The following is a 22205-nucleotide window of genomic DNA, read 5'->3' as shown; positions in this document are numbered from 1 at the left end:
GACGTCGTCATAGAAATCATTGTGTCGGAAGCGTCTTTGGGTTGCGCTTCAAGGCACCGGTGTCCAGCGGACACACTGCTTCGAAGAGGGAAAAAACATGGGCAAGGTAACGGGTTTCCTCGAAATCGACCGCCAGGTGGCGAAGTATCAGCCGGCGTCGGATCGCATTCGCCATTTCCGCGAATTCACGATCCCGATGTCGGAACCGGAAGTGCAGAAACAGGCCGCCCGCTGCATGGATTGTGGCATCCCCTATTGCCACGGCCCGACCGGCTGTCCGGTGCACAACCAGATCCCGGATTGGAACGACCTCGTCTATAACAACAATTGGGAAGCGGCGATCCGCAACCTGCATTCGACCAACAACTTCCCGGAATTCACCGGCCGCGTCTGCCCGGCGCCGTGCGAGGAAGCCTGCACGCTGAACCTCGAAGATGCGCCGGTGGCGATCAAGACGGTGGAACAGGCGATCGCCGACAAGGCCTACGAACTGGGCTTCATCGTGCCGCAGCCGGCAACGGTGCATACCGGCAAGAAGGTCGCCGTCATCGGCTCCGGCCCCGCCGGCCTTGCCGCCGCCCAGCAGCTCGGCCGCGCCGGCCATGACGTGCATGTCTACGAACGCGAATCCAAGCCCGGCGGCCTGTTGCGCTACGGCATTCCCGACTTCAAGATGGAGAAGAACTTCATCGACCGCCGCGTCGAGCAGATCAAGGGCGAAGGCGTCACCTTCCATTGCGGCGTCAATGTCGGCGTCGATGTCAAGGTCGAGCAGCTGCTCGCCGATCATGATGCCGTGCTCTATTGCGGCGGCTCGGAAACCCCGCGCGAAGCCGGCATTCCGGGCGTCGATCTTTTCGGCGTCCATGATGCCATGCCCTATCTGGTGCAGCAGAACCGCCGTGTCGGCCGTGAAAACATCGACAGCGTCGGCTGGCCTTCCGATCCGATCCTCGCCGGCGGCAAGCATATCGTCGTCGTCGGCGGCGGCGATACCGCGTCCGACTGCGTCGGCACCGCCTTCCGCCAGGGCGCCGTCAAGGTGACCCAGCTCGACATCCGGCCGCAGCCGCCGGAAAAGGAAGACAAGCTTGCCGTCTGGCCGTTCTGGGCGACGAAGATGCGCACCTCCTCGTCGCAGGCCGAAGGCGCCATCCGCGAATTCCAGGTCGCGACGCTGGAATTCGTCGGCGAAGACGGGTTGCTCACCGGTGTAAAATGCTGCGAAGTGGACGAGCGCCGCAAGCCGATTGCCGGCACGGAGTTCGTCATCAAGGCCGATCTCGCTTTCATCGCCATCGGTTTCAGCGGTCCTTTCACCAACAGCGTGCTGAAGGACCTGGAAGGCAAGCTGACGCTCAACGTCGACCGCCGCGGCTCGACCAACGTCGTCGCCAACGACAAGGACTACAAGACCTCGGTCGACAAGCTCTGGACCGCCGGCGACGTCCGTCGTGGCCAGTCGCTGGTCGTCTGGGCGATCCGCGAAGGCCGCCAGGCGGCGCGGGCGATCGATGAAGCGTTGATGGGATCGAGCATCCTGCCGCGGTAAGCGGAACATATCGCCGGGTTTGGCATGTCGGTCGCTTTTCAGGCTGCTGACATGCCGGAAAACCGCTCCTGCGTCCTGCTCGGCCTTGTGCCGAGCATCCAAGCACGACCCATAGATCCTTTGCCGTCAATGACTTGTCGGGCGACGGCAGATGCTCGGGACATGGCCGAGGACGACGTTATCGAGAAAATGGTCACTTGTTGACAGACTGGTGATGGTTTGTCGGGCACCATTCCTATGACGCCCCACGCAATTGCCGGATGGCTTCTACTTCATCCGATAATCATCGATGCGCCCCGCCGGCGCCGCTTCCATTTCTCCCTTTTCGATCAGCAGCCGGCGGGCGGACTGGTCGAGCATGACGGGCATGGCGCGGGCGCCGAGCAATTCCTTGCCGCCGTCGAGTTCGGGGTCGATCAGGCTGATCGGCGGTGTGCGCACGATCCTGTTGTTTTCGGCCGGCGGCAGGTCGAGGAGTTCGGGAAGATTGCTGGCGTCGAGCCGGACCAGTTCCGGCGACGCCGTATCGCCGAGAAGCCGTTTTGCCGATTTTTCGACGTAGAAGGCGAGCTTGCGACGGCCGGCACGCGTCAGGTTCATGCCGTCGGAATTGCGCAATCGCACCTGCTGGCCGTTGACGTCGGAGCCGGTGATGACGAATTTGCCGTTCTCGTCGACGAAACCGTCCCAGACGTCGATGAACTCGCCGCCGGCGCGCTCCACCTGCGTGCGGAACATGCCGTTGAACTGCAGCGCATCCGCCGTCATCGACGGCGACTGGAAGGCCGGCAGGCCGACCCAGAGCAAGGGCAGGTTCCGGGAGCGTACCGCTGCCGCCAGTTTGGCGGCGCGGACCTCATATTCCTTCAGCCAGGCTTCCGTGCGGAATTTTTCGCGCGTGCCGTTGATCGCCATCTGCTGCCGGTCGTTGGCGCCGATCATGATCACCACCATCGCCGGCTTGATCTCGTCGATGAAGGTCGGCAACTGCGCCTGCCAGTCGTAGTGGTCTTCACGCACCAGGCCGGAGGCGACGCTGTTGCGGTTTTCGACGACGACATTCGGCGATGTCTCGAAGGCCGCCGTCAGTCCGTCGCCGAGGCTGTTTGCCAGGAAGTCGCCGATTACCAGGATTTTCCTGGCGTTTTCCGCCTTGGTCACGGGTTGCGGCTGGTCCTGGCTGGCTGCAGTGGCTGTCGTATTGGCGGCAGGATTGCGCTTGCGGGTGCGTGGCCGCGTCTGGCGTGGCGTGATGATTTCTTCGACCGCGGCCTTCTTGGGTTTCTTGCCGAACAGCAGTTGCAGCAGCGTCTTGCGCTCTCCGCGATCCTGGGCATAGGCAGGCGGCGGCAGGCAGGAAAAGCAAAACAACAATGCCAGCAGAGCCGCAAGGCTCCGCTGCATCAGACCCGTCGATGAGGATGGGCGTGTCTTCATCCCGTTTTGATTACGCCGTTCGCCGCACAAGGACCAGCGCTATTTTCTGAGCGCGTTGAGCAGCGCCTGCGATGGTTCGCCGTTCTGTTCCATGCCGAGCCGCTGCTGAATGCTGGTGATCGCCGCCTTGGAGCCGGAACCGAAATTACCGTCCACCTCGCCGTTGTAATAACCGAGCGCCTTGAGGCGGGTCTGCAATTCGAACTTCTCCCTGACGTCGAGCGTGCCGTCCGGACGCGGCCAGCGCTGCTGCATGCCGCCGTAACCGGCGATTTCGTCGGCCAGCAATCCGACGGCCAGCGCATAGGTGTCGGCGGCATTGTATTTCTTGATGGTGAAGAAGTTCTTGGTCATCAGGAAGCCGGGGCCACCGGCGCCCGCCATCAATTTCAGCGAGGCGCGGTCCTTGCCGTTCTTGAACCCCTTGCCGCTCGGCCGGATGAAGCCGAGCTTCTCCCACTCGGCCAGCGTCAGCGTCTTGCCGGAATATTTGTTGCCGCCTGATGGCACGACCACCTCGTAGCCCCAGGTCTTGCCCGTCTGCCAGCCGTTTTTCATCAACAGGTTGGCGGAGGTCGCCAGCGCATCCGGCACGGAATTCCAGATGTCGCGATGGCCGTTGCCGTCGGCGTCGATGGCGTAGAGCAGGTAGCTGGTCGGGATGAACTGGGTATGACCCATGGCGCCGGCCCAGGAGCCGGTCATGCCGTTGGCGCTGATATCGCCGTTCTGCAGGATCTTCAGCGCCGCGACCAACTGGGTGCGGGCAAATTTCGCCCGCTTCGGGTCGGCATAGGCAAGCGTGGCCAAAGCGCGCGGAACATAGTGAAGACGGTCTTCCTTCTCCAAAACTGCGCCATAATTAGATTCCATCGACCAGATGGCGAGGAGGATATTCTTATCGACACCGAAATGACGTTCCAGTGCCTTCAACGTCTGACCGTGCTTGACGGCCATCTCGCGGCCGATCTTGACGGTATACGGATTGACACGGGAATCGACGTAGTCCCACACTCTCGACTTGAATTCCGGCTGATAACGCGCCTTTTCCAGAACATCCGGATCGGGATCGGTCACGCCGGCAAAGGCCTTGCGGTAGGTCGCACGGGTGATGCCGCTTTGCGACGCCGTTTCGTAGAAATTGTCGATCCACTGTCTAAAACCGGCATCGGCGCGTGCAGGCGCGGGCGTCACGGTCGTTGCGACCACGAACGCCAGAGCGAGGCCCAGGAGGGAGAACTTTCGATTGTTGGTCATCAACTGTCCTGTCCGTTTCTCTCATGAGTTGCGGTTCGGAAGGCGAAATACACATCCGGCTCAAACGCGAAGATTACAAGAATGAAGTCAACAAACTCTTTACCATGAAACACAAAGCGGGTCATCTTTTGCAAAAAAGTAGCAAATTTGTCCTAGGTCGAAACACAAGGTCATGAACGAGACCCCGCAAAACGCCTGAGGAGGCATGTGTGAACCAGCATCAAAAAGTGCGTAAGGCAGTCTTTCCCGTTGCAGGTCTGGGAACCCGGTTCCTGCCCGCCACCAAGTCGGTGCCGAAGGAAATGCTGACCGTCGTCGACAAGCCGGTCATCCAGTATGTGGTCGAGGAGGCCGTCGCGGCCGGGATCGAGCACCTGGTCTTCGTCACCGGCCGCAGCAAGCATGTGATCGAGGATTATTTCGACATCCAGTTCGAACTCGAGCAGACGTTGCGCGAGCGCCACAAGAATGCCGAGCTGACCCTGCTGTCCGGCCTGCTGCCGAAGGCGGGCACGACCAGCTTCACTCGCCAGCAGGAGCCGCTCGGCCTCGGCCACGCCGTCTGGTGCGCCCGCGAGATCATCGGCAACGAGCCGTTTGCGCTGCTTTTGCCCGACATGATCATGCGCGGCGAAAAGGGCTGCATGAAGAGCATGGTCGAGCTGTACGACCATAGCGGCGGCAACGTCATCGCCGTCGAGGAATGCGCCCCCGACCAGGCCCACAAATACGGCATCGTCGGCGTCGGCGATCCGATCGGCAACGGCTTCAAGATCACCGGCATGGTGGAAAAGCCGGCCAAGGGCACTGCGCCGTCGAATTTCTTCATCAACGGTCGCTACATCCTGCAGCCGGAAATCTTCAAGATCCTGGAAACCCAGGAGCGCGGCGCCGGCAACGAGATCCAGCTGACGGATGCGATGCTGAAGCTCTCCACCTCGCAGGATTTCGCCGGTTACCATTTCCGCGGCGAAACCTTCGATTGCGGCGCCAAGGATGGCTTCATCCTCGCCAACGTCGCCTTCGCGCTGGACCGCGCCGATATCCGCGCCACCGTCGAGGAGCCGCTGAAGGCGCTGCTGGCCGGGCTGAAGTAAGGCGCTGTCGCCGCCTGTCAGCCTTACGCAACACCAAGGGCCGGGCGCAAAGCCAGGCCCTTTTTCGCATGATGGAAAGGCCGATGAACCTCTACCGCTTGAGGGTCAGGCCGATGCCGGCGCGCAGCACGTCGGTATCGGAGCCGCTTTTCCGGACGGTGCGCTCGTAGGAGATGTCACCGGTCACGTCGAGGTGGCGGTTGAGGCCCCATGTCAGGCCGGTGCCGACGAGATAGACCGTTTCGTTCTGCGAGCCGCCTCTCGGATAGTCGCGCAGTGTTGCAGCACCGGTGAGGCGGGCGACGACGTTGTCGCGCACCTCGTGGGCGATGCCGGCGTTGATGCCGTAACCCATGTAGCCGCTTTGGCCGGCTGCGGTCGACGGTTCGACGGTGGTCGTCATGCCGATCGTCACATCCGTGCCGCGCTGCGGCGACCAGGCGACATTGCCTTCGACCAGCGCGCCGTCGAGGCTCTTCAGCCGGTCGTCGTCGAAGCGCGCGGTTTTATAGCCGACGCCCAGTTCGCCGCGCAGCTTTTCGCCGAGATCGACCTCCATGCCGACCTTGCCGGTGTAGGTCCAGTAGGAGCGGGCGTAACCCAGCGTATCCGTCCGGAGATCGTAGCGGGAGCGGCCGACCGAGGCTTCGACGAACGGAATGAGCGCGGGAGACAGTTCGTAACCGACGCGGCCGCGCAGATCGCCGCTCCACCGGTCCCGATCATGCAGCGAAAGCTCGCTGCCGTCGGAGAGTTCCACATCCGAATAGACCCGCCGCTCAAGCCCTGCGCCGATCGCGCCGCGGATGACGCCGAGATCCCGTTTCAGTTCGACGCCGGTATTGAACGTATGGACACCGGCCTGTGTCTTGGCGCCGGCGATGGCGTTCGGATCCTCGGCATCCTCGCGGGAGAAGCTGTAGCCGCCGGTTATGTTCATGATCGTTTTGTCGGCAAGGTCGAGGCGCAGCAGGGCATCGATGTTGGCCGACGGTTCGGTCTCGGCATTGCCGCTGATGTTTCGTTGCCAGACGCCGTCGCCGGTGACGGTCAGCGCATGCCGCGACCAGTCCGAAGACAGCGTTCCCTTGATGCCGGTCTGCAGGAAGGTGCGGTTGTCGCGCGAGCCGCCGCTGCGGGTCGATTCCGTGCCGATCGACTGGGTGATCGACGGGCGCAGGGTGAAGGTGCCGAGGCGCATGCCCTGGGCCTCGTCGCGGGTGAGGTCCTGGCGGGCGGAAAGCCCGTCCTCGGTGGTTTCTCGCAGGTTCAGGCGACCGAGATCGTCCGCCGCCAGATTGTCCTCCTGGCCGCTCAGGCGCCGGGCCCGCGTATTGATGCCGCCGGGCGGGTCTTCCTGGTCGGCGATCGAGCCGGTGGTGAGCTTCGACGGCGCCTTTTTTGTCGTGGTTTCCGTTGCAGTGGCTGCATTGGTATCGAGGCCGGATGCATCGCTGCCGTCGAAGGTCGCGGTTGCCGTTGGCAGCTTCATCTGCGTGTTGCGGGTTGCCGATTGCGCAAACAGCAGTGCCGGTGCGCAAAGCACCGTGCAGCCGATCAGCAGCGCCGCGCCGCGCGCCGTCGGACGGCGGGACGATTTTCCGCCATGGTATGCTGTGTGTGTCATGCGTTCATGCCCGGCGGTCGCTGGAAAGATTACGCAATCGTAAAGCCTCGTGGTTAACGTTTCCTTTATCGCCCGCGGCGGCGGCCGCGATGTTTGCCCGCGCCCGGCCATTGTCGATGGACTTGAACCGGGAAAAGCGCTAACTGATCGCCATGATCAAGCGCGCGATAAAACTGGTCGAAAGCAACGCGGTCGAATCCGCCCTGCGGACGATCGCCACCGAAAAGAACGGGCTGCAGTCGATCGAAAATGCCCTTTCGAACGGATTGGGCGAGCCGTTTACCCGGGCCGTGGAAATCATCGGTGGCATCAGCGGCCGGGTTGTCGTCACCGGCATCGGCAAGAGCGGCCATATCGGCTCCAAGCTGGCGGCGACATTCGCCTCCACCGGCACGCCGTCCTTCTTCGTCCATCCCGTCGAAGCCAATCACGGCGACCTCGGCATGATCACCCAGGACGACGTCATCATCGCGCTGTCGTGGAGTGGCGAGAGCGCCGAACTGCGCGGCATCATCGCTTTTTCCCGCCGCTTCGCCATCCCGCTGATCGCCATCACCTCCGGCGTCAATTCGACGCTGGCGCGCGAGTCCGATGTCCGTCTGCTCCTGCCCAACGAGCAGGAAGCCTGCCCGCACGGCCTGGCACCAACCACCTCGACGCTGATGCAACTCGCCATCGGCGATGCGCTTGCGGTGGCGCTTCTCGAAGCGCGCGGTTTCACCGCCCATGATTTCCGCACCTTCCATCCCGGCGGCAAGCTGGGAGCGAGCCTGACCCATGTCTCCGATATCATGCACAAGGGCGACCGGGTGCCGCTGGTGCCGCTGGGCTCGTCGATGCAACTTGCAGTGGAGACGCTGTCGCATATGCGCTTCGGCTGCGTCGGCGTCATTGATGCCGACGGGCGCCTGTGCGGCATCGTTACCGACGGCGATATCGCCCGTAACCTCGGCCGCAATCTCAGTGCGCTCAATGTCGACGATATCATGACCCGCACGCCGAAGACGGTCAGCGAGGAAACGCTGGCGACCGGCGCCATGGCACTGTTGCAGAAGCACAATATTTCGGCGCTCATGGTGGTCGATGCCGAGCGTTTTCCCATCGGCATCATTCATTTCCATGACCTGCTGCGGATCGGCGTGGCCTGAGCCGATCAGATGGCTTCGATCGTCAGGTCGCGGCCGTTGCTGGTGGTGACGCGAACACGGGTGCCGGCCGGCAGGTCCGGGCCCATCACCGGCCAGAACGTATCATCCAGGCGGATGCGGCCCCGGCCTTCGACGACCGGCTCATGCAATGTCGCCGTCCGGCCGACGAGGCTTGCGCCCCGCTGGTTGAGCAGCGGCTCGTCGGTGACGGCATTGCCGTTGGACAACAGGCGCCGGCCGAGAAAGACGCTCACTACCGACAGGGCGGCGAAGATCAGCAGTTGCACCTGCCAGAGCCAGAAGGACGTTTCCCACAACAGCAGCGACAGCGCGCCGACGACGATGGCGGCGGCACCGATCCAGACGAGAAAGACGCCCGGCAACACCAGTTCGGCGGCCAGCAGCACCAGGCCGAGCAGCCACCATCCCCACGGCCCGAGTTCCTCGGCAAGCGCATGGATCATCGGCTCAGCTCTCCTGCGACTGGGTGGACGAGGGGACCTGCGGCGTGGTGCGCGCGCTGTTGCGGTTGCGTTGCGGCGGAGAAGAGCCGTCGCCGAACACCTCCTTGGCGATGGCGCCGATGCCGCCCAGCGAACCGATCAGCGACGAGGCTTCCATCGGCATCAGCACGACCTTGGAGTTCGGCGCGGAGCCGACGGACGCCAGTGCCTCCGTATATTTCTGGGCGACGAAGTAGTTGATCGCCTGTACGTCACCGGCGGCGATGGCTTCGGAGACCATGCGTGTCGCCTTGGCTTCGGCTTCGGCCAGGCGTTCGCGGGCTTCCGCATCGCGGAAGGCGGCCTCGCGCTGGCCCTCTGCCTGCAGGATCGCCGCCTGCTTGGCGCCTTCGGCCTTGAGAATCTGCGCGTTGCGCATGCCTTCGGCTTCCAGGACCTGGGCGCGCTTCTCGCGCTCCGCCTTCATCTGCCGCGCCATGGCGTCGACGAGATCGACGGGCGGACGGATGTCCTTGATTTCGATACGGGTGACCTTGATGCCCCATGGGCCAACGGCATCGTCCACGACATGCAGCAGCCGGTCGTTGATCGTCTCGCGGTTGGAGAGCAGTTCGTCGAGATCCATGGAGCCCATGACCGAGCGGATGTTGGTCATGGTCAGGTTCAAAATGGCGTTTTCGAGATTGGCGACCTGATAGGCCGCCTGGGCAGCGTTGAGGATCTGATAGAAGGCCACCGCGTCGGCGGCGACGCTGGCATTGTCCTTGGTGATCACTTCCTGGGTCGGGACGTCGAGCACCTGCTCCATGACGTTCAGCTTGGAGCCGATCCGTTCGATGAAGGGCACGATCAGGTTGAGGCCGGGCTCCAGGGTGCGGGTGTAACGGCCGAAACGCTCGATGGTATAACGGAAGCCCTGCGGCACCGTCTTGATCCCGGCAAACAGGACCAGGATAACGAGAACGACCACCGCGATGACGACGATATCAAACCCCGTGAATTCCATAGCACCCCCTCATGACGACTGCGCTGGCCGTTGCGGCCCCGTTTGTTCACGCAACGGCTTAGCATTTTATTCGGGCGTGGTGTCGGGCTTTTTGCAAAAGGCCGTCAGATCCATCCCTGCACTTCGCGGCGCACAACGTTTTCCAGCACCGCCATGCCGTCGGCGCTGTCATTGAGACAGGGAATATGGGTGAACTTCTCGCCGCCATTGTGCAGGAAGGATTCCCCCGCCTGCTCGGCGATTTCTTCCAGCGTTTCCAGACAGTCGGAAACGAAGCCGGGGTTCATGACGGCAATGCGCTTGACGCCGTCCTGCGCCAGCTTTTCCACCGTCTTGTCGGTATAGGGCTGCAGCCACTCCTCCGGCCCGAAGCGGGACTGGAAGGTAACCATGAACCTGTTTTCCGGCAGGCCGAGTTTTTCACGCAGCAGCCGGGCGGTCTTCATGCACTGGCAATAATAGGGGTCGCCCTTCTCGAAGTAACTTTTCGGGATGCCGTGGAACGAGGTGATCAGCAGGTCCGGCTCCCAGTCGAGCGTGGCGTAGTGGCGGTTGACGGAGTTGGCCAGCGCCTCGATATAGACCGGATCGTCGTGATAGGGCGGCACGGTGCGCAAGGCCGGCTGCCAGCGCATCTTCAACAGCGTCTCGAACACCTTGTCGTTGACGGTGGCGGTGGTGGCGGCGGCATATTGCGGATAGAGCGGGAAGACGAGGATGCGGTCGCAACCGGCCTCCTTCAGCGCCGTGACGCGCGAGGCGATCGACGGCTGGCCGTAACGCATGGCCCAGTCCACCTGGACGTTGGGCAGGTCCTTGAAGGTCTCGGCCATCAGGTCCGACTGGTTGCGCGTATAGGTGCGCAGGAAGCTTTCGTTCTTTTCCTTGTTCCAGATCAGTTCGTAGGCCTTGCCGACCTTGCCGGGGCGGGTGTTGAGCACGATGCCGAACAGGATCGGATACCAGAAGAACCGCGACCACTCGATGACGCGCCGGTCGGTCAGGAATTCCTTGAGGTAGCGGCGCATGGAGGTATAATCCGTGCCGTCGGGCGTTCCGAGGTTGACCAGGAGCACCCCGACCTTGCCGTTGCGGACAGGCGGATGATTGGCGGGCAGGACGGTCGGATGGTTGTTCATGCTTCTCTCTGTTTTGAAAGCCAAGGAGGACATCGCCTTATCTAGGCGCTGTGCGCAATCATTGTATCTCCCTAGAAATAAAAACCGGCCCGGGGAAGCCCGGACCGGCAGGATCGGTGAGACAAATCGTCCTTACTTCGCCGGAATCTCCAGCTCGTTGCCGACGAGAAGCCGCTTCGGGTTCGGCTTGCCGTTGGCGGCAGCGATCTTTTTCCAGAGTTCGCCGTTGCCATAGACCTTGACGGCGATGTCCCACAGCGTGTCGCCCTTGACGATGACATGCTTGGTGGGCGCAATCGACGCATCGGCGGCCGGCTTGGCATCGACGGCCGTGTCGACGGGTTTCGCCTCGGTCGTGGTGGTGGCCTGCTCGGTTGTGGTCGACTGTTCGGTGGTTGCCGGTGCCGTGGCGGTATCGGCCGGTTTTGCTTCCGTCGCGGTTTCCGCAGGCTTGGCTTCCGTTGCCGTCTCGGCGGGCTTTGCCTCGGTGCTGGTGGCCGGCTGCTCGGCGGTGGATTGTCCGGTTGTCGCCGGTGCGGTTGCCGTATCGGCTGCGGCCACTTCGACGGCCTTCACGCGGCCATCGGTGTAGGGCTGATAGGGGCTGTGCGCGGCAATGAAGTCGGCAACGGTGGTTTCCAGGCTCGGGCCGTAGTCATAGGGGTTGATCGCCTTCGAGGCGAAGACGTCGTAACCATCGCCGCCCCTGCGGGTATAGTCGTTGGCGGCAACCGTGTAGGTCTTGTTCGGGTCGAGCGCCACGAAGGCGTCGCCTTCCTTCACCTCGACCGAAACGATGCGGCTGCCTGCCGGCTTCGACTTGTCGAAGGTGTATTTCAGGCCGGCGACCTGCGTGAAGCGGCCGGCGCCTTCCTCGATCTTGCTGGCGCCGTTTTCGAGCGCTGCGACGACGTCGGAGCCCTTCAGCTGGAAGGTTGCCAGCGTGTTCTGGAAGGGCAGGACGGTCAGCACGTCGCCCATCGTCACGTTGCCGGCATTGATGGAAGCGCGCAGGCCGCCGCTGTTGGCGAAGGCGATGGTCACGCCCTGGTCCTTGACGCGGTCGAGCATGGCATCGGCGACGAGGTTGCCCATCGAGCACTCCTCGACACGGCAAATCTCGCGTGCGCCCTCGATGGCCGCGGCGGACGAGCCGACGACCTTCTTCTTCAGTTCCTCGATCGGGGCGCCGAGTTCCTTGATGCGGGCGAGAACGGCTTCATCCGGCTTGAAGGTCGAATCGACGAGGATCGGATCGCCCTTGGCTTCCTTCACCACGCCGTTGTCGTCGAAGGTGACGACGAGGTCGCCGAGATATTTGCTGTAGGACTTGGCCTGCACCACCGGCACCTTGTAGCCACCGGGATTGTCGACCAGCGTCGGGTACGGACCTTCGGCCTTCTCGTCGGTGTTGGAAAGCAGGCTGTGCGAATGGCCGCCGACGACGACGTCGACATCGGGCAGCTTGGCGATCGCCTCGACGTCGCGCGGATAGCCGACATGCGTCAGCGCGATGATCTTGTTGACGCCTTCGGCCTTGAGTGCCTGCACCGCCTCGTTGATGGTGGCGATATCCTGGGCGATCATCACGTTCGGGCCGGGCGAGGAGATTTCTTCCGTGTCGTTGGCGACGGCGCCGACGATGCCGATCTTCTGGCCGCCGATGTCGAGCACGATGGAGGGCTTGATGCGGTCCTTCAGCTTGGAGCTGTCGCCGGCGAGCACGTTGGCGCTGATGACCGGGAAGTTGACCTTGTCGAGGAAGGTCGCCAGCCCGTCCTCGCTGTCGTCGAATTCATGGTTGCCGACGGTCATGGCATCGAACTTCATCAGGTTGAGCATTTCCGCCTCGGCGGCGCCCTTGTAGGTCGTGTAGAAAAGCGAACCCTGGAAATTGTCGCCGGCATTGAGGAGAACGACGTTTTTGCCGGCAAGCGCGGCACGGCGCGTCTCGATCGCCACCTTCAGGCGGGCGGCGCCGCCGAAGCATTCGTTCTTGCCTTCTTCTTCCGCCGAGCAGGTCGAATCATATTTGTTGATCGATTCGATACGCGAGTGGAAATCGTTGATGTGGAGGATGTTGAGCTCGTAGTCGGCAAACGCGGCGCTCGACGACAGCGCAACGATCGACGCCGTCAGAAGGCCGAAAGTGAAGGACTTGGTCATCTGTTTCTCCAGTGTTCTGCGGAAGCGCGTGGCCTCCGCCCGGGCTTGTGAACGGCCGGACCGCGACCGTTTCCCGGGTGGGATGTTTTCACCAAGAGGGCCGGACTTCAAGAGAAAAACACGCGGCATGGTTTGCGCGCCGGATGCCGGCGAGGCCGCATGCCGGGGCTTGCGAAGCGGCAGGCGGCGCCTGCGGAAAAACAAAGGGCTTCCGCCGGAAGCGGAAGCCCTAGCCCTTTCAGGAGAATGTCCCGGGGTGTCAGCCGCGACGGGCCAGCGAGAACTGCGTGCCGGAATCGGCGGTGCAATTCAGCTGGCTGGTGCCCGCCAGACGGCAGTTGACGCGCGACGTCGTCTTCTTGAGGTTCGAGAACAGGCTGATTTCGACGACGCCGTTCGGCTGCGTGACATAGGTGCCGGAAGCGAGGATCGCGTTCGATCCATCGGTGGTGCGCGTGTCGAACTTGCCGGCGGAGAAGGTCGAGATCAGGCCGTTGGGATCGCTCCAGGTGCCATCGACGGTGGGCGCGCTGGCGATCGTCGGAAGGGGGCGCGGTCCGGGGGAGGACTGACAGGCCGAAAGTGCTGCCGCGGTCGCGAGCAACAGGATGCTTGTCTTGATCTTCATGTTTTCTCCTGCGATTCTTTGTCAGCCCTATGGCAAAACCATGCCGTGAAGGCCAGCCCAAAGCAAGAGTATAGCGGGCTTTGCAATCGCACTCTTTTGGCGACCGTTGCGAAAATGCCCGCAACTCGCGTCGCGGGCATGTTTTTTTATCAGCTTCGGCCGCTTTTAGCGAACGAGGATGTTGCGGAACTGCCAGGGGTTTTTGGTGTCGAGGTCTTCCGGGAAGAGGCCGGGGCGACCGTCAAGCGGGGTCCAGTCGGTGTAGTGGCCTTCGACCGGGCCGAGATACGGCGTCTGGACTTCGAGGCAACGCTTGTAATCCACTTCGTCGGCCTCGACGATGCCGGCAGTCGGATTCTCGAGCGCCCAGACCATGCCGGCGAGCACGGCGGAGGTGACCTGCAGACCGGTGGCGTTCTGGTAGGGAGCGATCCGGCGGGTCTCTTCCAGCGACAGGCGCGAACCGTACCAGTAGGCGTTCTTGTCATGGCCGTAGAGCAGCACGCCGAGTTCATCGACGCCGTCGACCAGCTCGTTTTCGTCGAGCACGTGCAGGACCGGCTGGGCGTTGCCGCCGTTGCCGAACATTTCATGCAGCGACAGCACGGCGTCGTTGGCCGGATGGTAGGCGTAGTGGCAGGTCGGGCGGAAGACGACTTCGCCGTCCTTCTCGACCGTGAAGTAATCGGCGATCGAGATCGACTCGTTATGTGTAACGAGGAAGCCGTATTGCGGGCCGGGGGTCGGGCACCAGCTGCGCACGCGGGTGTTGGCGCCGGGCTGCTCTAGGTAGATGCCCGCCTTGCAGCCCTTCTTGTGCTTCTTGGCGTTCTTCGGCATCCATTCCTCATGGGTGCCCCAGCCGAGTTCTGCCGGCTGCAGGCCTTCGGAGATGAAGCCTTCCACCGACCAGGTGTTCCAGAAGACGTTGAACGGCTTCGGGTTCTTGGTGCGCTGGGTGTCGCGCTCGGCGATATGGATGCCCTTGACGCCGACCTTCTTCATCAGCTTGGCCCAGCCTTCGCGGTCATGCTGGTCCGGTTCGTCGAACTTGATGTCGAGATCGTTGGCGAGGTTGACCAGTGCCTGCTTGACGAACCAGGAGACCATGCCAGGGTTGGCACCGCAGGTGGAAACGGCCGTGGTGCCGCCGGGGTTCTTGCGCTTCTCATGGCGAAGGGTTTCGCGCAGTGCATAGTTGGTGCGGTCGGCATTCTTCATGTTCTTGTCGAAATAGAAGCCGAGCCAGGGTTCGATGACCGTGTCGATGTAGAGAACGTCGAGCTTGCGGCAGAGCTTGATCAGGTCGACCGAGCCGGTATCGACCGAAAGGTTGACGCAGAAGCCCTGGCCTTCGCCTGCTGTCAGCAGCGGCTTCAGGAGTTCCTTGTAGTTGTCCTTGGTGACGTGCGCCTTGATGTGCTTGACGCCGTGCTTGGCGAGGATTTCCATGTCGGCGGCGTCGTCGCGCGGATCGATGACGACCATCCGGCTCTTGTCGAACTTGAAATGGCGCTCGATCAGCGGCAGCGCGCCGCGACCGATGGAGCCGAAGCCGATCATGACGATCGGGCCGCTGATTTCGCCATAAACCGGATAGGCTTTTTCTGTCATCATTGTCTCCTTGACACGACGGAACGAGGTCCGCTCTGCAATTTTTCGGGGATTTTCAGCCGCCAAGCGGGGCTATTCATGGTTGGACGGCTCTAGAGCATAAAATCTCGTCACAATAAAGAGCATATGACGGTTGGTTGACAATTGTTTAGCAGTCGCTTTTTGCCGCAGCCGCAGTGCGCAAATATTCGACCAGTGCCGCCTTCTTTTTCGTCATGCCCTTGTAGTCGAGCTGCTCGGGGGAAAAGTCCTCCAGCCGGTCGGCCAGCGCGATCGCCAGCGCCTTGCCGTCGGGCTGCGCCAGCAGGGCGCGGATCGGATCGATGTAGATGCGGATGGTAAAGACGATGTCGCCTGTCTTCGGCAGGCGTCGCAGCGTCTGGCGCTCGACGCGGACGATGTTGGTGGCCGGCACGAGCGGCGCCTTGCCGTGTTCGCTGCTCACCTCCGGCGGCCAGAAGAGATCGCCGGCCGGATAGACCGACCAGTTGAAGCGCATGGCGGGCTGGTCGACCTGCAGGTTGTCGAAGATGCGGTTGATCAGCGTGGCATTGCGCGTACCGGCGTTAAAACCCGGCACCGGCGCGTGCACCTGTTCCATCGGCAGCCCGAATTTTTCCGGCAGCGACCAGGCGGAGGGAAAGGCGACGTAACCCGCCGCCACATGCCATCCCGTCTCGCGGCGACGGAGAATGACGAGGTCGTCCTGAACGAGCGACCCGGCGATGCGCAGCGGCGGCATGCCGGGTTGCGCCAGCGCGACGCTGCGTCCGGCGAAATTGAGGGTGCCGTCCTGCAGCCGGTAGAGACCGGCGTGATCCCTGGCGAGATGAGCGGCCAGCATGTCGAGGCATTCCTGCTGCGCGTCCTCCGTCCCCTCCTCGGCGCAGAAGACCTGCGGCAGATGGCTGCAACAGAGCCGTTCCTTCTCGTCCAGAAACACGCCGAGATCGTCGTCCGGCTCGATCCAGCGCGCCGGATCGATGGCCGACAGGCCAATGGTGAAAACTTTTGGGGTGGTGGCGTAGGGTTTGTGAACGAGCGAGGCCATTGTCCGATTTTGAATGCCAGAGATTTTACAGCAGGACCCTGGTACCTGCTCACCAGCAGGTTTGCCTACCCCTTCAACGCCTCCAGCCCCTCGACAACCGTGGTCAGCGCCACTTCGGTGATCTCGTAGGTGCAGATGCCGTGGATGGTGAACGGATCTTCGGCGACAAAGGCTTCGATCGCGGTGCGGTCGCCGACGGCGAGGATCACGCCGCCGGTGCGGGGGATCTTGCGGCCGGAGGCGAGGAACCAGCCCTTGTCGTATCCTTCCTTCACCCAGGCCAGGTGCGGCTGCATGTGCACGTCCGCTTCCTGCGTACTCTTTATATATGTCAGCGACAGGATGAGCATGTCGGATCAGGCCTCGATGAGTTCGGCGCGGATCAGGCCGCGCAGGGAATTGCCGACGAAGATATCGCGGTTTGCGAGGTCCTGCAGCCGAAGGCGCTGGATGCGGGCCTTCTGCTGGCAGATCATGTCGGTGCGCAAGACGCCGGAAAGCAGGCCGGAGGTCAGGGTCGGCGTCATCAGCGGGCCGCCCCCGTCGGCGACGAAGAGGCTGGTGATGGTGCCTTCGCAGACGTCGCCCTTTTCGTTGAGCAGGATGACCTCGTCTGCGTCTTCGGCGGGATATTCGGCGCGGGCCGCCTCGTAGACATCGCGCCTGGACGTCTTGTGGCGGATAAGCGGGTCGGCGGAATCGATGCGGGTCCTCGCCACCTTCAGCCGCCAGACCGTATCTTTCTCCAGCGGTGTGAACGGCGTGGAGGTAATGTCGAGCTCGCCCTTGTGCGTCAGCGTCATGCGCACGCGCAAAGAGGTGTCGGCATCGCGGACATGGTCGTCGAGCTTCTTGCGCACACCGGCGGGCTGGCGGAAACGCAGGGCATCGGCGGAGCGGGCCAGCCGCTTCAAATGCTGCTCGATGCGCAGCACGCCCTGTCCCGGTTCATAACGAAATGTCTCGATCAGCGTGAAATCCATTGATCCCCTACCGCAAAGCGGGCCTTCAGGAGGCACTCCTCGTATTCCGCGTCGGCGCGCGAATCGAAGACGATGCCGCCGCCGACATTGAAGACAGCATGTCCGTTTGGAAAGAGTGTGACGGTGCGGATCGCCACGGAAAAACGCATCGGCCCGTGCGGCGCGACGAAACCGATGGCGCCGCAATAGGCATCGCGCGGCCCCGCCTCCAGATCGTGCAGGATTTCCATGGCGCGGATTTTCGGCGCGCCGGTGATCGAGCCGCAGGGGAAGAGGGCGGCGAAGATGTCGCGGAGCGACAGGCCGGGCTGAAGCTTCGCCTGCACGTGGCTGACCATCTGGTGGACGGTGGGATAGGTCTCGATGTCGAAAAGTTTCGGCACGTCGAGGCTACCGACCTCGGTGATGCGAGAGATGTCGTTGCGCAGGAGATCGACGATCATGCGGTTTTCGGCCTGGGTCTTCTCGTCGCCCAGCATCTCGCGGATGATCGCTTCGTCCTCTTCCGCCGTTGCGCCGCGCCGCGCCGTGCCTTTCATCGGGTGGGTTTCGATCCAGCCCTCTTCGTCGGTGCGGAAGAACAGTTCCGGCGAGCGCGACAGGATTTTGGGGCCGCCGAGATCGATGAAGGCGCCATATTTCACCGGCTGGCGTTCGATCAGCGACCAGAAGGCGGCAAGCGGATCACCTGTCCAGCGGGCGGTGATCGGCATGGTGAGGTTGGCCTGGTAGCAGTCGCCGAGGCGCAGGTGGCGGTGCAGCCGGTCGAAACGATCCTCGTAGGTTGCGAAATCCCATTGTGCCCGTGGCTCGGTGAGGAAGGGCTCGTTGTCGGTGCGCTGCGGCGGCTGGGCCAGCGGGTGGCTGTCCTCCTGCGGTGCTGCGAAGACGCCGAAGCAGAGGAGGGGCGTTTCACGGCCGTCCTCGGCGAAATCTTTCAGCTTGTCTTCGAAGAGATGGCCGGCTTCGTAGGACAGGTAGCCGGCCAGCCATTTGCCGCTGCGTTTTGCCTGCTCCATGCGGGCAAGTGCCGGAAAGAACGCGGCAGCCGTCCGGGCGACAATGATCTCCTCGGGCTCGGCGAACAGCATGCTCTGGCCGGCCGCATCGTCGCGGAAAAGGGCGAAGGGGTGATGGTCGGCCATGGTTCTTGTTCAGCGTTGACATGATGGCCTCTTTCTCCCCGGCGGGGAGAAGTGCCGAGCGTATGCGAGGCGATGCGACGGGCGCAGTCTGCCGCACCGTTCCCCCTTATCCGTCCTCTGGACACCTTCTCCCCGCCGGGGAGAAGGGATTACTCCCTATCAAGCGCTTCCAACTCATCGATCAGCCCCTCAATCATCGACAGTCCCTGTGCCCAGAACGACGGATCGGTGGCGTCGAGGCCGAAAGGCTTCAGGAGTTCCGAATGATGCTTGGTGCCGCCGGCCTTCAGCATCTCGAAATACTTCTGCTGGAAACCCTTTTCGGCGCTCTGGTAGACGGCATAGAGCGAGTTCACCAGGCAGTCGCCGAAGGCATAGGCATAGACGTAGAAGGGCGAATGGATGAAGTGGGGGATATAGGCCCAGTAGGTCTCGTAGCCCTCGGAAATCCTGATCGCCGGGCCGAGGCTTTCGGCCTGGACCGACAGCCAGAGTTCGCCGATCTGCTCGGCGGTCAGCTCGCCCTCCTTGCGGGCGGTGTGCACCTTGCGCTCGAATTCGTAAAAGGCGATCTGGCGCACGACCGTGTTGATCATGTCCTCGACCTTCTGGGCGAGCATCGCCTTGCGCTCGCGCTTGTCCTTCGTCTTCTCCAGAAGGGCGCGGAAGGTAAGCATCTCGCCGAAGACGGAAGCGGTTTCGGCCAGCGTCAGCGGCGTCTGGCACATCAGCGCGCCCTGGGCGCCGGCCAGCACCTGGTGCACCCCGTGGCCGAGCTCGTGGGCGAGCGTCATCACGTCGCGCGGCTTGCCGAGATAGTTGACCAGCACATAGGGATGGGCGGAAGGCACGGTCGGATGGGCGAAGGCGCCCGGCGCCTTGCCGGGGCGAACCGGCGCGTCGATCCACTGCTCGTCGAAGAAGCGGCGGGCGATATCGGCCATCTCCGGTGCAAAGCCGTGATAGGCGGAGAGCACGGTATCCTTGGCTTCCGTCCACGGGATCAGCGCGTCGGCGGCTTCCGGCAGCGGCGCGTTGCGGTCCCAGAAATTCATCTGTTCCATGCCGAGCCACTTCGCCTTCATCTTGTAGTAACGATGCGACAGGCGCGGATAGGCTTGCCTGACGGCGGCAGCCAGCGCGTCGACCACCTCGCGCTCGACGCGGTTGGCCAGGTGGCGGCTGTCGGCGATGTCCTCGAAGCCGCGCCAGCGGTCGGAAATGTCCTTGTCCTTGGCGAGCGTGTTGGTGATCAGCGCGAAGGTACGGATATTGGCCTTGAAAGTTTCCGCAAGCGCGATCGCCGCCTTCTGGCGCAGCATCGGATCCTGTTCCTGCAGCATGTTCAGCGCCACTTCCAGCGGCACCCTCTCGCCGTCGATGTCGAAGCGCAGTTCGGCCATGGTCTCATCGAAAAGGCGATTGAAGGCAGCGGCGCTGGTCATCGACTTTTCGAGGAAAAGCTGCTCGATTTTATCGTCGAGCTGGTAGGGCTTGTCCTGGCGCAGGTCGACGATCCAGGAGCGATAGTGGCCGGCGGCCGGATCGCTGGCCATGCAGGCATCCATCACCGCGTCGTCGATGCGGTTGAGTTCCAGCGGGAAAAACAGCAGGTGGGCGGCAAATTCCGTCAGTTTCGACTGCACGTCGCCGTAAAGCTTGCCGTTGGCCGGGTTGGTGGTGTCGGAAAAATAGGTGAGGCCGGCGAAGGAGGCGAGGCGACCCATGACGTCGTCGAGCGCTTCGGATTCGGCGATGGCCGCACCGATGCCCTCGGCGCCGGTTTTCGTCGCGGCCTCGGCCAGCCTGCCCTTCCATTTGTCCTCGAAGGCGCGCGCATCGCGTCCGGCCTTTTCGAGATCGCCCAGGAATTCGGGAGAGGTGGCGGAGGGATAGAGATCCGTAAGCCGCCACATCGGCAGCTCTCCCAGCACGGCAAGACGGTCCGGCGCTGCTGCGGCAGCGTCCTGGGCCTGGCGGATCGGCAATGAGCGCATGGTCGGTATCCTTGTCTTCGGTCGTTTTCGCGTCGCCGACAGATGTATTGGCCCGGCGTCCGTCCGGCAAGTCGCTTCGCGGCGGATCGTTTGTCGGGCGAATATGCGGGAAGCATCAAATAGAGACCAAATGGTTAAAATGCGAGCTTTTCTCAAAACTGGATGTTCAAGCCTTTCTGGGAAGTTTGTCCCCAGAACGGGTTGCGCATGAGGCGCAGCTCTCCTGATCGATGCAATGGAGTCTCACCTTGATCGCGCACATTCTGGTTGTCGACGACGATTCTGTTCAACGCCGCCTGCTGAAAAACGCGGTGGAACGACACGGACATATCGCGCATCTGGCCGAGAACGGCCGCGCCGGCCTGGAAGTGCTGAAACGGCGGCTGGGTGAAATCAACGTCATCGTGCTCGACCTGGTGATGCCGGAAATGAACGGCCTCGCCTTCCTGGCGGCACTGCACGACCTCGGCATCGAGATCCCCGTCATCGTCCAGACCGGGCAGGGCGGCATCGAGACGGTGGTGCAAGCGATGCGTGCCGGCGCCTTCGATTTCGTCGTCAAGCCGGTCTCGCCGGAGCGGATCGCCAATTCGATCGCCAATGCCCTCAAGGTCGACCAGCGCGAGGCTAAGGCGCGTGCCGGCCGCAAGAGCCGCGCCACCGGCATCGGTTTCGACGACATCGTTTCGGCCAGCCCGTCGATGCTGCGGGTGATCGAACTGGCGCAACGCGCTGCCCAGTCGCATATCCCGGTGGTGCTCGAAGGCGAATCCGGCGTCGGCAAGGAGCTGGTGGCCCGGGCGATCCAGTCGGCCGGCGACCGCGCCAACAAGCCGTTCATCACCGTCAATTGCGGCGCCATCCCGCACAATCTGGTCGAAAGCATCCTTTTCGGCCATGAGAAGGGCGCCTTCACCGGCGCCACGGAACGCCATTCCGGCAAGTTCGTCGATGCCGACGGCGGCACGCTGTTCCTCGACGAGATCGGCGACCTGCCGCTGGAGGTGCAGGTCAAGCTGCTGCGCGCCGTGCAGCAGGGCGAGATCGAGACCGTCGGCGCCAGCAAGCCGCAGAAGGTCGACGTCCGCCTCATTTCGGCGACCAACAAGGACCTGATCGAAGAGGTCAAGGCCGGCCGCTTCCGCGAGGATCTCTATTACCGCCTCAACGTCTTCCCGATCACCATTCCGGCGCTGCGCCGGCGCAAGGAGGACATTCCGCACCTGGCGAGGGTCTTCGTGCAGCGTTTTGCGGCCGAGCAGAAGCTCGACCATTCGCCGGTTCTGACCGCCGGCGCCCTGGCCCTGTTGACGGCCTATGATTGGCCGGGCAACATCCGCCAGCTCGAGAACGCCGTCTTCCGTGCCGTGGTGCTGGCGCAGGGCGCCGAGATCACCGAGGCGGATTTCCCGCAGATCGCCGCGCAGATCCCCGGTTATGTCAGCGCCGGCAGCCTGTCCTTGATCAGCGGCGGCCTGATGCACGACCAGATGACCGGATCGGCCGACAAGCCGCCCGTCTATCCGGATTTCAGCGCGCACGAGAGCGGCATCTCCGCTCGCTCCGAAACGGCGGAGGCGGCGTCGGTCATGGTGTCGGACAATGTCATCGTCAGCACGGATTCGACCGGCGATGTGCGAAAACTCGCCGATGTCGAGGAGGAACTGATTCGCTTCGCGCTGAAATTCTACCGCGGGCAGATGAGCCAGGTCGCCCGCAAACTCGGCATCGGCCGCTCGACCCTCTATCGGAAGCTCAAGGATTACGGCATCAACCCCGACGATCCCCTGAAGAATGCGGCATGAGGCATGTGGAATAAAAAGTGTTAACCGTCAGGCAAGCATGATTTGTTACCAATGACAAAGTTCTTGTTAGTGGATAATTCACTATATAA

Annotated in this window: 17 protein-coding genes and 2 pseudogenes; 5 read left to right on the top strand and 14 right to left on the bottom strand. The window is 62.7% G+C overall.

Annotation, left to right across the window (positions count from 1 at the left end):
- The first annotated feature begins 97 nt into the window (after window positions 1-97).
- Entirely contained in the window at window positions 98-1552 is a 1455-nt protein-coding gene (locus DEM27_RS06360) for a glutamate synthase subunit beta (protein ID WP_109457359.1), read from the top strand.
- A 267-nt stretch (window positions 1553-1819) separates the two neighbouring features.
- Here DEM27_RS06360 and DEM27_RS06350 read toward each other — a convergent pair whose 3' ends face one another.
- Both DEM27_RS06350 and DEM27_RS06345 read right to left on the bottom strand, forming a co-directional pair.
- The gene (locus tag DEM27_RS06350; protein WP_245445684.1) at window positions 1820-2956 is read right to left on the bottom strand and encodes an SGNH/GDSL hydrolase family protein; all 1137 of its coding nucleotides are present in this window, start codon (window positions 2954-2956) and stop codon (window positions 1820-1822) included.
- Between the two features lie 72 nt (window positions 2957-3028).
- A complete protein-coding gene (locus DEM27_RS06345) occupies window positions 3029-4246 on the bottom strand; it encodes a lytic murein transglycosylase (protein WP_109457356.1) in 1218 nt (405 codons plus the stop codon).
- A 209-nt stretch (window positions 4247-4455) separates the two neighbouring features.
- On the opposite strand from DEM27_RS06345, the gene galU reads away from it, so the two are divergent.
- Window positions 4456-5343, top strand: coding sequence for a UTP--glucose-1-phosphate uridylyltransferase GalU (galU, locus tag DEM27_RS06340; protein ID WP_109457355.1), 888 nt, complete (start codon window positions 4456-4458; stop codon window positions 5341-5343).
- A 91-nt stretch (window positions 5344-5434) separates the two neighbouring features.
- Here galU and DEM27_RS06335 read toward each other — a convergent pair whose 3' ends face one another.
- Complete coding sequence (locus DEM27_RS06335; RefSeq protein WP_109457354.1) at window positions 5435-6970, bottom strand: outer membrane beta-barrel protein; 1536 nt, start codon at window positions 6968-6970, stop codon at window positions 5435-5437.
- A gap of 152 nt (window positions 6971-7122) precedes the next feature.
- Here DEM27_RS06335 and DEM27_RS06330 point away from each other — a divergent pair, with 152 nt between their 5' ends.
- Entirely contained in the window at window positions 7123-8118 is a 996-nt protein-coding gene (locus DEM27_RS06330; protein ID WP_109457353.1) for a KpsF/GutQ family sugar-phosphate isomerase, read from the top strand.
- A 5-nt stretch (window positions 8119-8123) separates the two neighbouring features.
- On the opposite strand, the gene DEM27_RS06325 is transcribed toward DEM27_RS06330, so the two are convergent.
- From DEM27_RS06325 to DEM27_RS06275, 11 genes are all read right to left on the bottom strand, one after another.
- On the bottom strand, window positions 8124-8582 hold the full coding sequence (locus tag DEM27_RS06325; RefSeq protein ID WP_109457352.1) for an NfeD family protein: 459 nt from the start codon (window positions 8580-8582) through the stop codon (window positions 8124-8126).
- Window positions 8583-8586: 4 nt separating this feature from the next.
- Entirely contained in the window at window positions 8587-9588 is a 1002-nt protein-coding gene (locus DEM27_RS06320) for an SPFH domain-containing protein (protein ID WP_109457351.1), read from the bottom strand.
- A 104-nt stretch (window positions 9589-9692) separates the two neighbouring features.
- The gene (gene hemH, locus DEM27_RS06315) at window positions 9693-10727 is read right to left on the bottom strand and encodes a ferrochelatase (protein ID WP_109457350.1); all 1035 of its coding nucleotides are present in this window, start codon (window positions 10725-10727) and stop codon (window positions 9693-9695) included.
- 132 nt (window positions 10728-10859) lie between these two features.
- A complete protein-coding gene (locus DEM27_RS06310; RefSeq protein WP_109457349.1) occupies window positions 10860-12893 on the bottom strand; it encodes a 5'-nucleotidase C-terminal domain-containing protein in 2034 nt (677 codons plus the stop codon).
- Between the two features lie 259 nt (window positions 12894-13152).
- Entirely contained in the window at window positions 13153-13521 is a 369-nt protein-coding gene (gene omp10, locus DEM27_RS06305) for an outer membrane lipoprotein Omp10 (protein ID WP_109457348.1), read from the bottom strand.
- Window positions 13522-13686: 165 nt separating this feature from the next.
- Window positions 13687-15135, bottom strand: coding sequence for a homospermidine synthase (locus DEM27_RS06300; protein ID WP_109457347.1), 1449 nt, complete (start codon window positions 15133-15135; stop codon window positions 13687-13689).
- A 148-nt stretch (window positions 15136-15283) separates the two neighbouring features.
- Window positions 15284-16186, bottom strand: coding sequence for a heme-dependent oxidative N-demethylase family protein (locus DEM27_RS06295; RefSeq protein ID WP_109457346.1), 903 nt, complete (start codon window positions 16184-16186; stop codon window positions 15284-15286).
- 65 nt (window positions 16187-16251) lie between these two features.
- A complete protein-coding gene (locus tag DEM27_RS06290; protein ID WP_109457345.1) occupies window positions 16252-16536 on the bottom strand; it encodes a YciI family protein in 285 nt (94 codons plus the stop codon).
- Window positions 16537-16542: 6 nt separating this feature from the next.
- Complete coding sequence (locus DEM27_RS06285; RefSeq protein WP_109457344.1) at window positions 16543-17169, bottom strand: aminotransferase class IV family protein; 627 nt, start codon at window positions 17167-17169, stop codon at window positions 16543-16545.
- Window positions 17154-18314 carry an aminodeoxychorismate synthase component I gene (locus DEM27_RS06280; RefSeq protein ID WP_109457343.1) on the bottom strand — a complete coding sequence of 387 codons (1161 nt, stop codon included), beginning with the start codon at window positions 18312-18314 and terminating at the stop codon, window positions 17154-17156. Before DEM27_RS06280 ends, DEM27_RS06285 begins: the two co-directional genes overlap by 16 nt.
- Window positions 18315-18463: 149 nt before the next feature.
- Window positions 18464-20311 (bottom strand): M3 family oligoendopeptidase, encoded by a 1848-nt coding sequence (locus tag DEM27_RS06275; RefSeq protein WP_109457342.1) that lies wholly within the window; start codon window positions 20309-20311, stop codon window positions 18464-18466.
- Between the two features lie 230 nt (window positions 20312-20541).
- On the opposite strand from DEM27_RS06275, the pseudogene DEM27_RS06270 reads away from it, so the two are divergent.
- Both DEM27_RS06270 and DEM27_RS35170 read left to right on the top strand, forming a co-directional pair.
- Window positions 20542-21751: pseudogene (locus DEM27_RS06270) on the top strand (sigma-54-dependent transcriptional regulator); the annotation flags it as partial.
- Between the two features lie 182 nt (window positions 21752-21933).
- Window positions 21934-22116 (top strand): annotated as a pseudogene (locus DEM27_RS35170) (helix-turn-helix domain-containing protein); the annotation flags it as partial.
- Between the last annotated feature and the right edge of the window lie 89 nt (window positions 22117-22205).

The sequence above is a fragment of the Rhizobium album genome (genome assembly GCF_003122325.1).
GTDB classification, from domain to species: domain Bacteria; phylum Pseudomonadota; class Alphaproteobacteria; order Rhizobiales; family Rhizobiaceae; genus Metarhizobium; species Metarhizobium album.
This window is presented reverse-complemented; position numbering and strand designations above follow the sequence as displayed.

Excerpts from the sequence above, each read along its gene's own strand:
- DEM27_RS06310 (WP_109457349.1), bottom strand. The coding sequence starts at position 12,893 with ATGACCAAGTCCTTCACTTTCGGCCTTCTGACGGCGTCGATCGTTGCG.
- DEM27_RS06280 (WP_109457343.1), bottom strand. The coding sequence starts at position 18,314 with ATGGCCGACCATCACCCCTTCGCCCTTTTCCGCGACGATGCGGCCGGC.
- DEM27_RS06360 (WP_109457359.1), top strand. The coding sequence starts at position 98 with ATGGGCAAGGTAACGGGTTTCCTCGAAATCGACCGCCAGGTGGCGAAG.
- DEM27_RS06350 (WP_245445684.1), bottom strand. The coding sequence starts at position 2,956 with ATGCAGCGGAGCCTTGCGGCTCTGCTGGCATTGTTGTTTTGCTTTTCC.
- DEM27_RS06300 (WP_109457347.1), bottom strand. The coding sequence starts at position 15,135 with ATGACAGAAAAAGCCTATCCGGTTTATGGCGAAATCAGCGGCCCGATC.
- DEM27_RS06295 (WP_109457346.1), bottom strand. The coding sequence starts at position 16,186 with ATGGCCTCGCTCGTTCACAAACCCTACGCCACCACCCCAAAAGTTTTC.
- DEM27_RS06275 (WP_109457342.1), bottom strand. The coding sequence starts at position 20,311 with ATGCGCTCATTGCCGATCCGCCAGGCCCAGGACGCTGCCGCAGCAGCG.
- hemH (WP_109457350.1), bottom strand. The coding sequence starts at position 10,727 with ATGAACAACCATCCGACCGTCCTGCCCGCCAATCATCCGCCTGTCCGC.
- DEM27_RS06325 (WP_109457352.1), bottom strand. The coding sequence starts at position 8,582 with ATGATCCATGCGCTTGCCGAGGAACTCGGGCCGTGGGGATGGTGGCTG.
- DEM27_RS06290 (WP_109457345.1), bottom strand. The coding sequence starts at position 16,536 with ATGCTCATCCTGTCGCTGACATATATAAAGAGTACGCAGGAAGCGGAC.
- DEM27_RS06330 (WP_109457353.1), top strand. The coding sequence starts at position 7,123 with ATGATCAAGCGCGCGATAAAACTGGTCGAAAGCAACGCGGTCGAATCC.
- DEM27_RS06320 (WP_109457351.1), bottom strand. The coding sequence starts at position 9,588 with ATGGAATTCACGGGGTTTGATATCGTCGTCATCGCGGTGGTCGTTCTC.
- omp10 (WP_109457348.1), bottom strand. The coding sequence starts at position 13,521 with ATGAAGATCAAGACAAGCATCCTGTTGCTCGCGACCGCGGCAGCACTT.
- DEM27_RS06285 (WP_109457344.1), bottom strand. The coding sequence starts at position 17,169 with ATGGATTTCACGCTGATCGAGACATTTCGTTATGAACCGGGACAGGGC.
- DEM27_RS06345 (WP_109457356.1), bottom strand. The coding sequence starts at position 4,246 with ATGACCAACAATCGAAAGTTCTCCCTCCTGGGCCTCGCTCTGGCGTTC.
- DEM27_RS06335 (WP_109457354.1), bottom strand. The coding sequence starts at position 6,970 with ATGACACACACAGCATACCATGGCGGAAAATCGTCCCGCCGTCCGACG.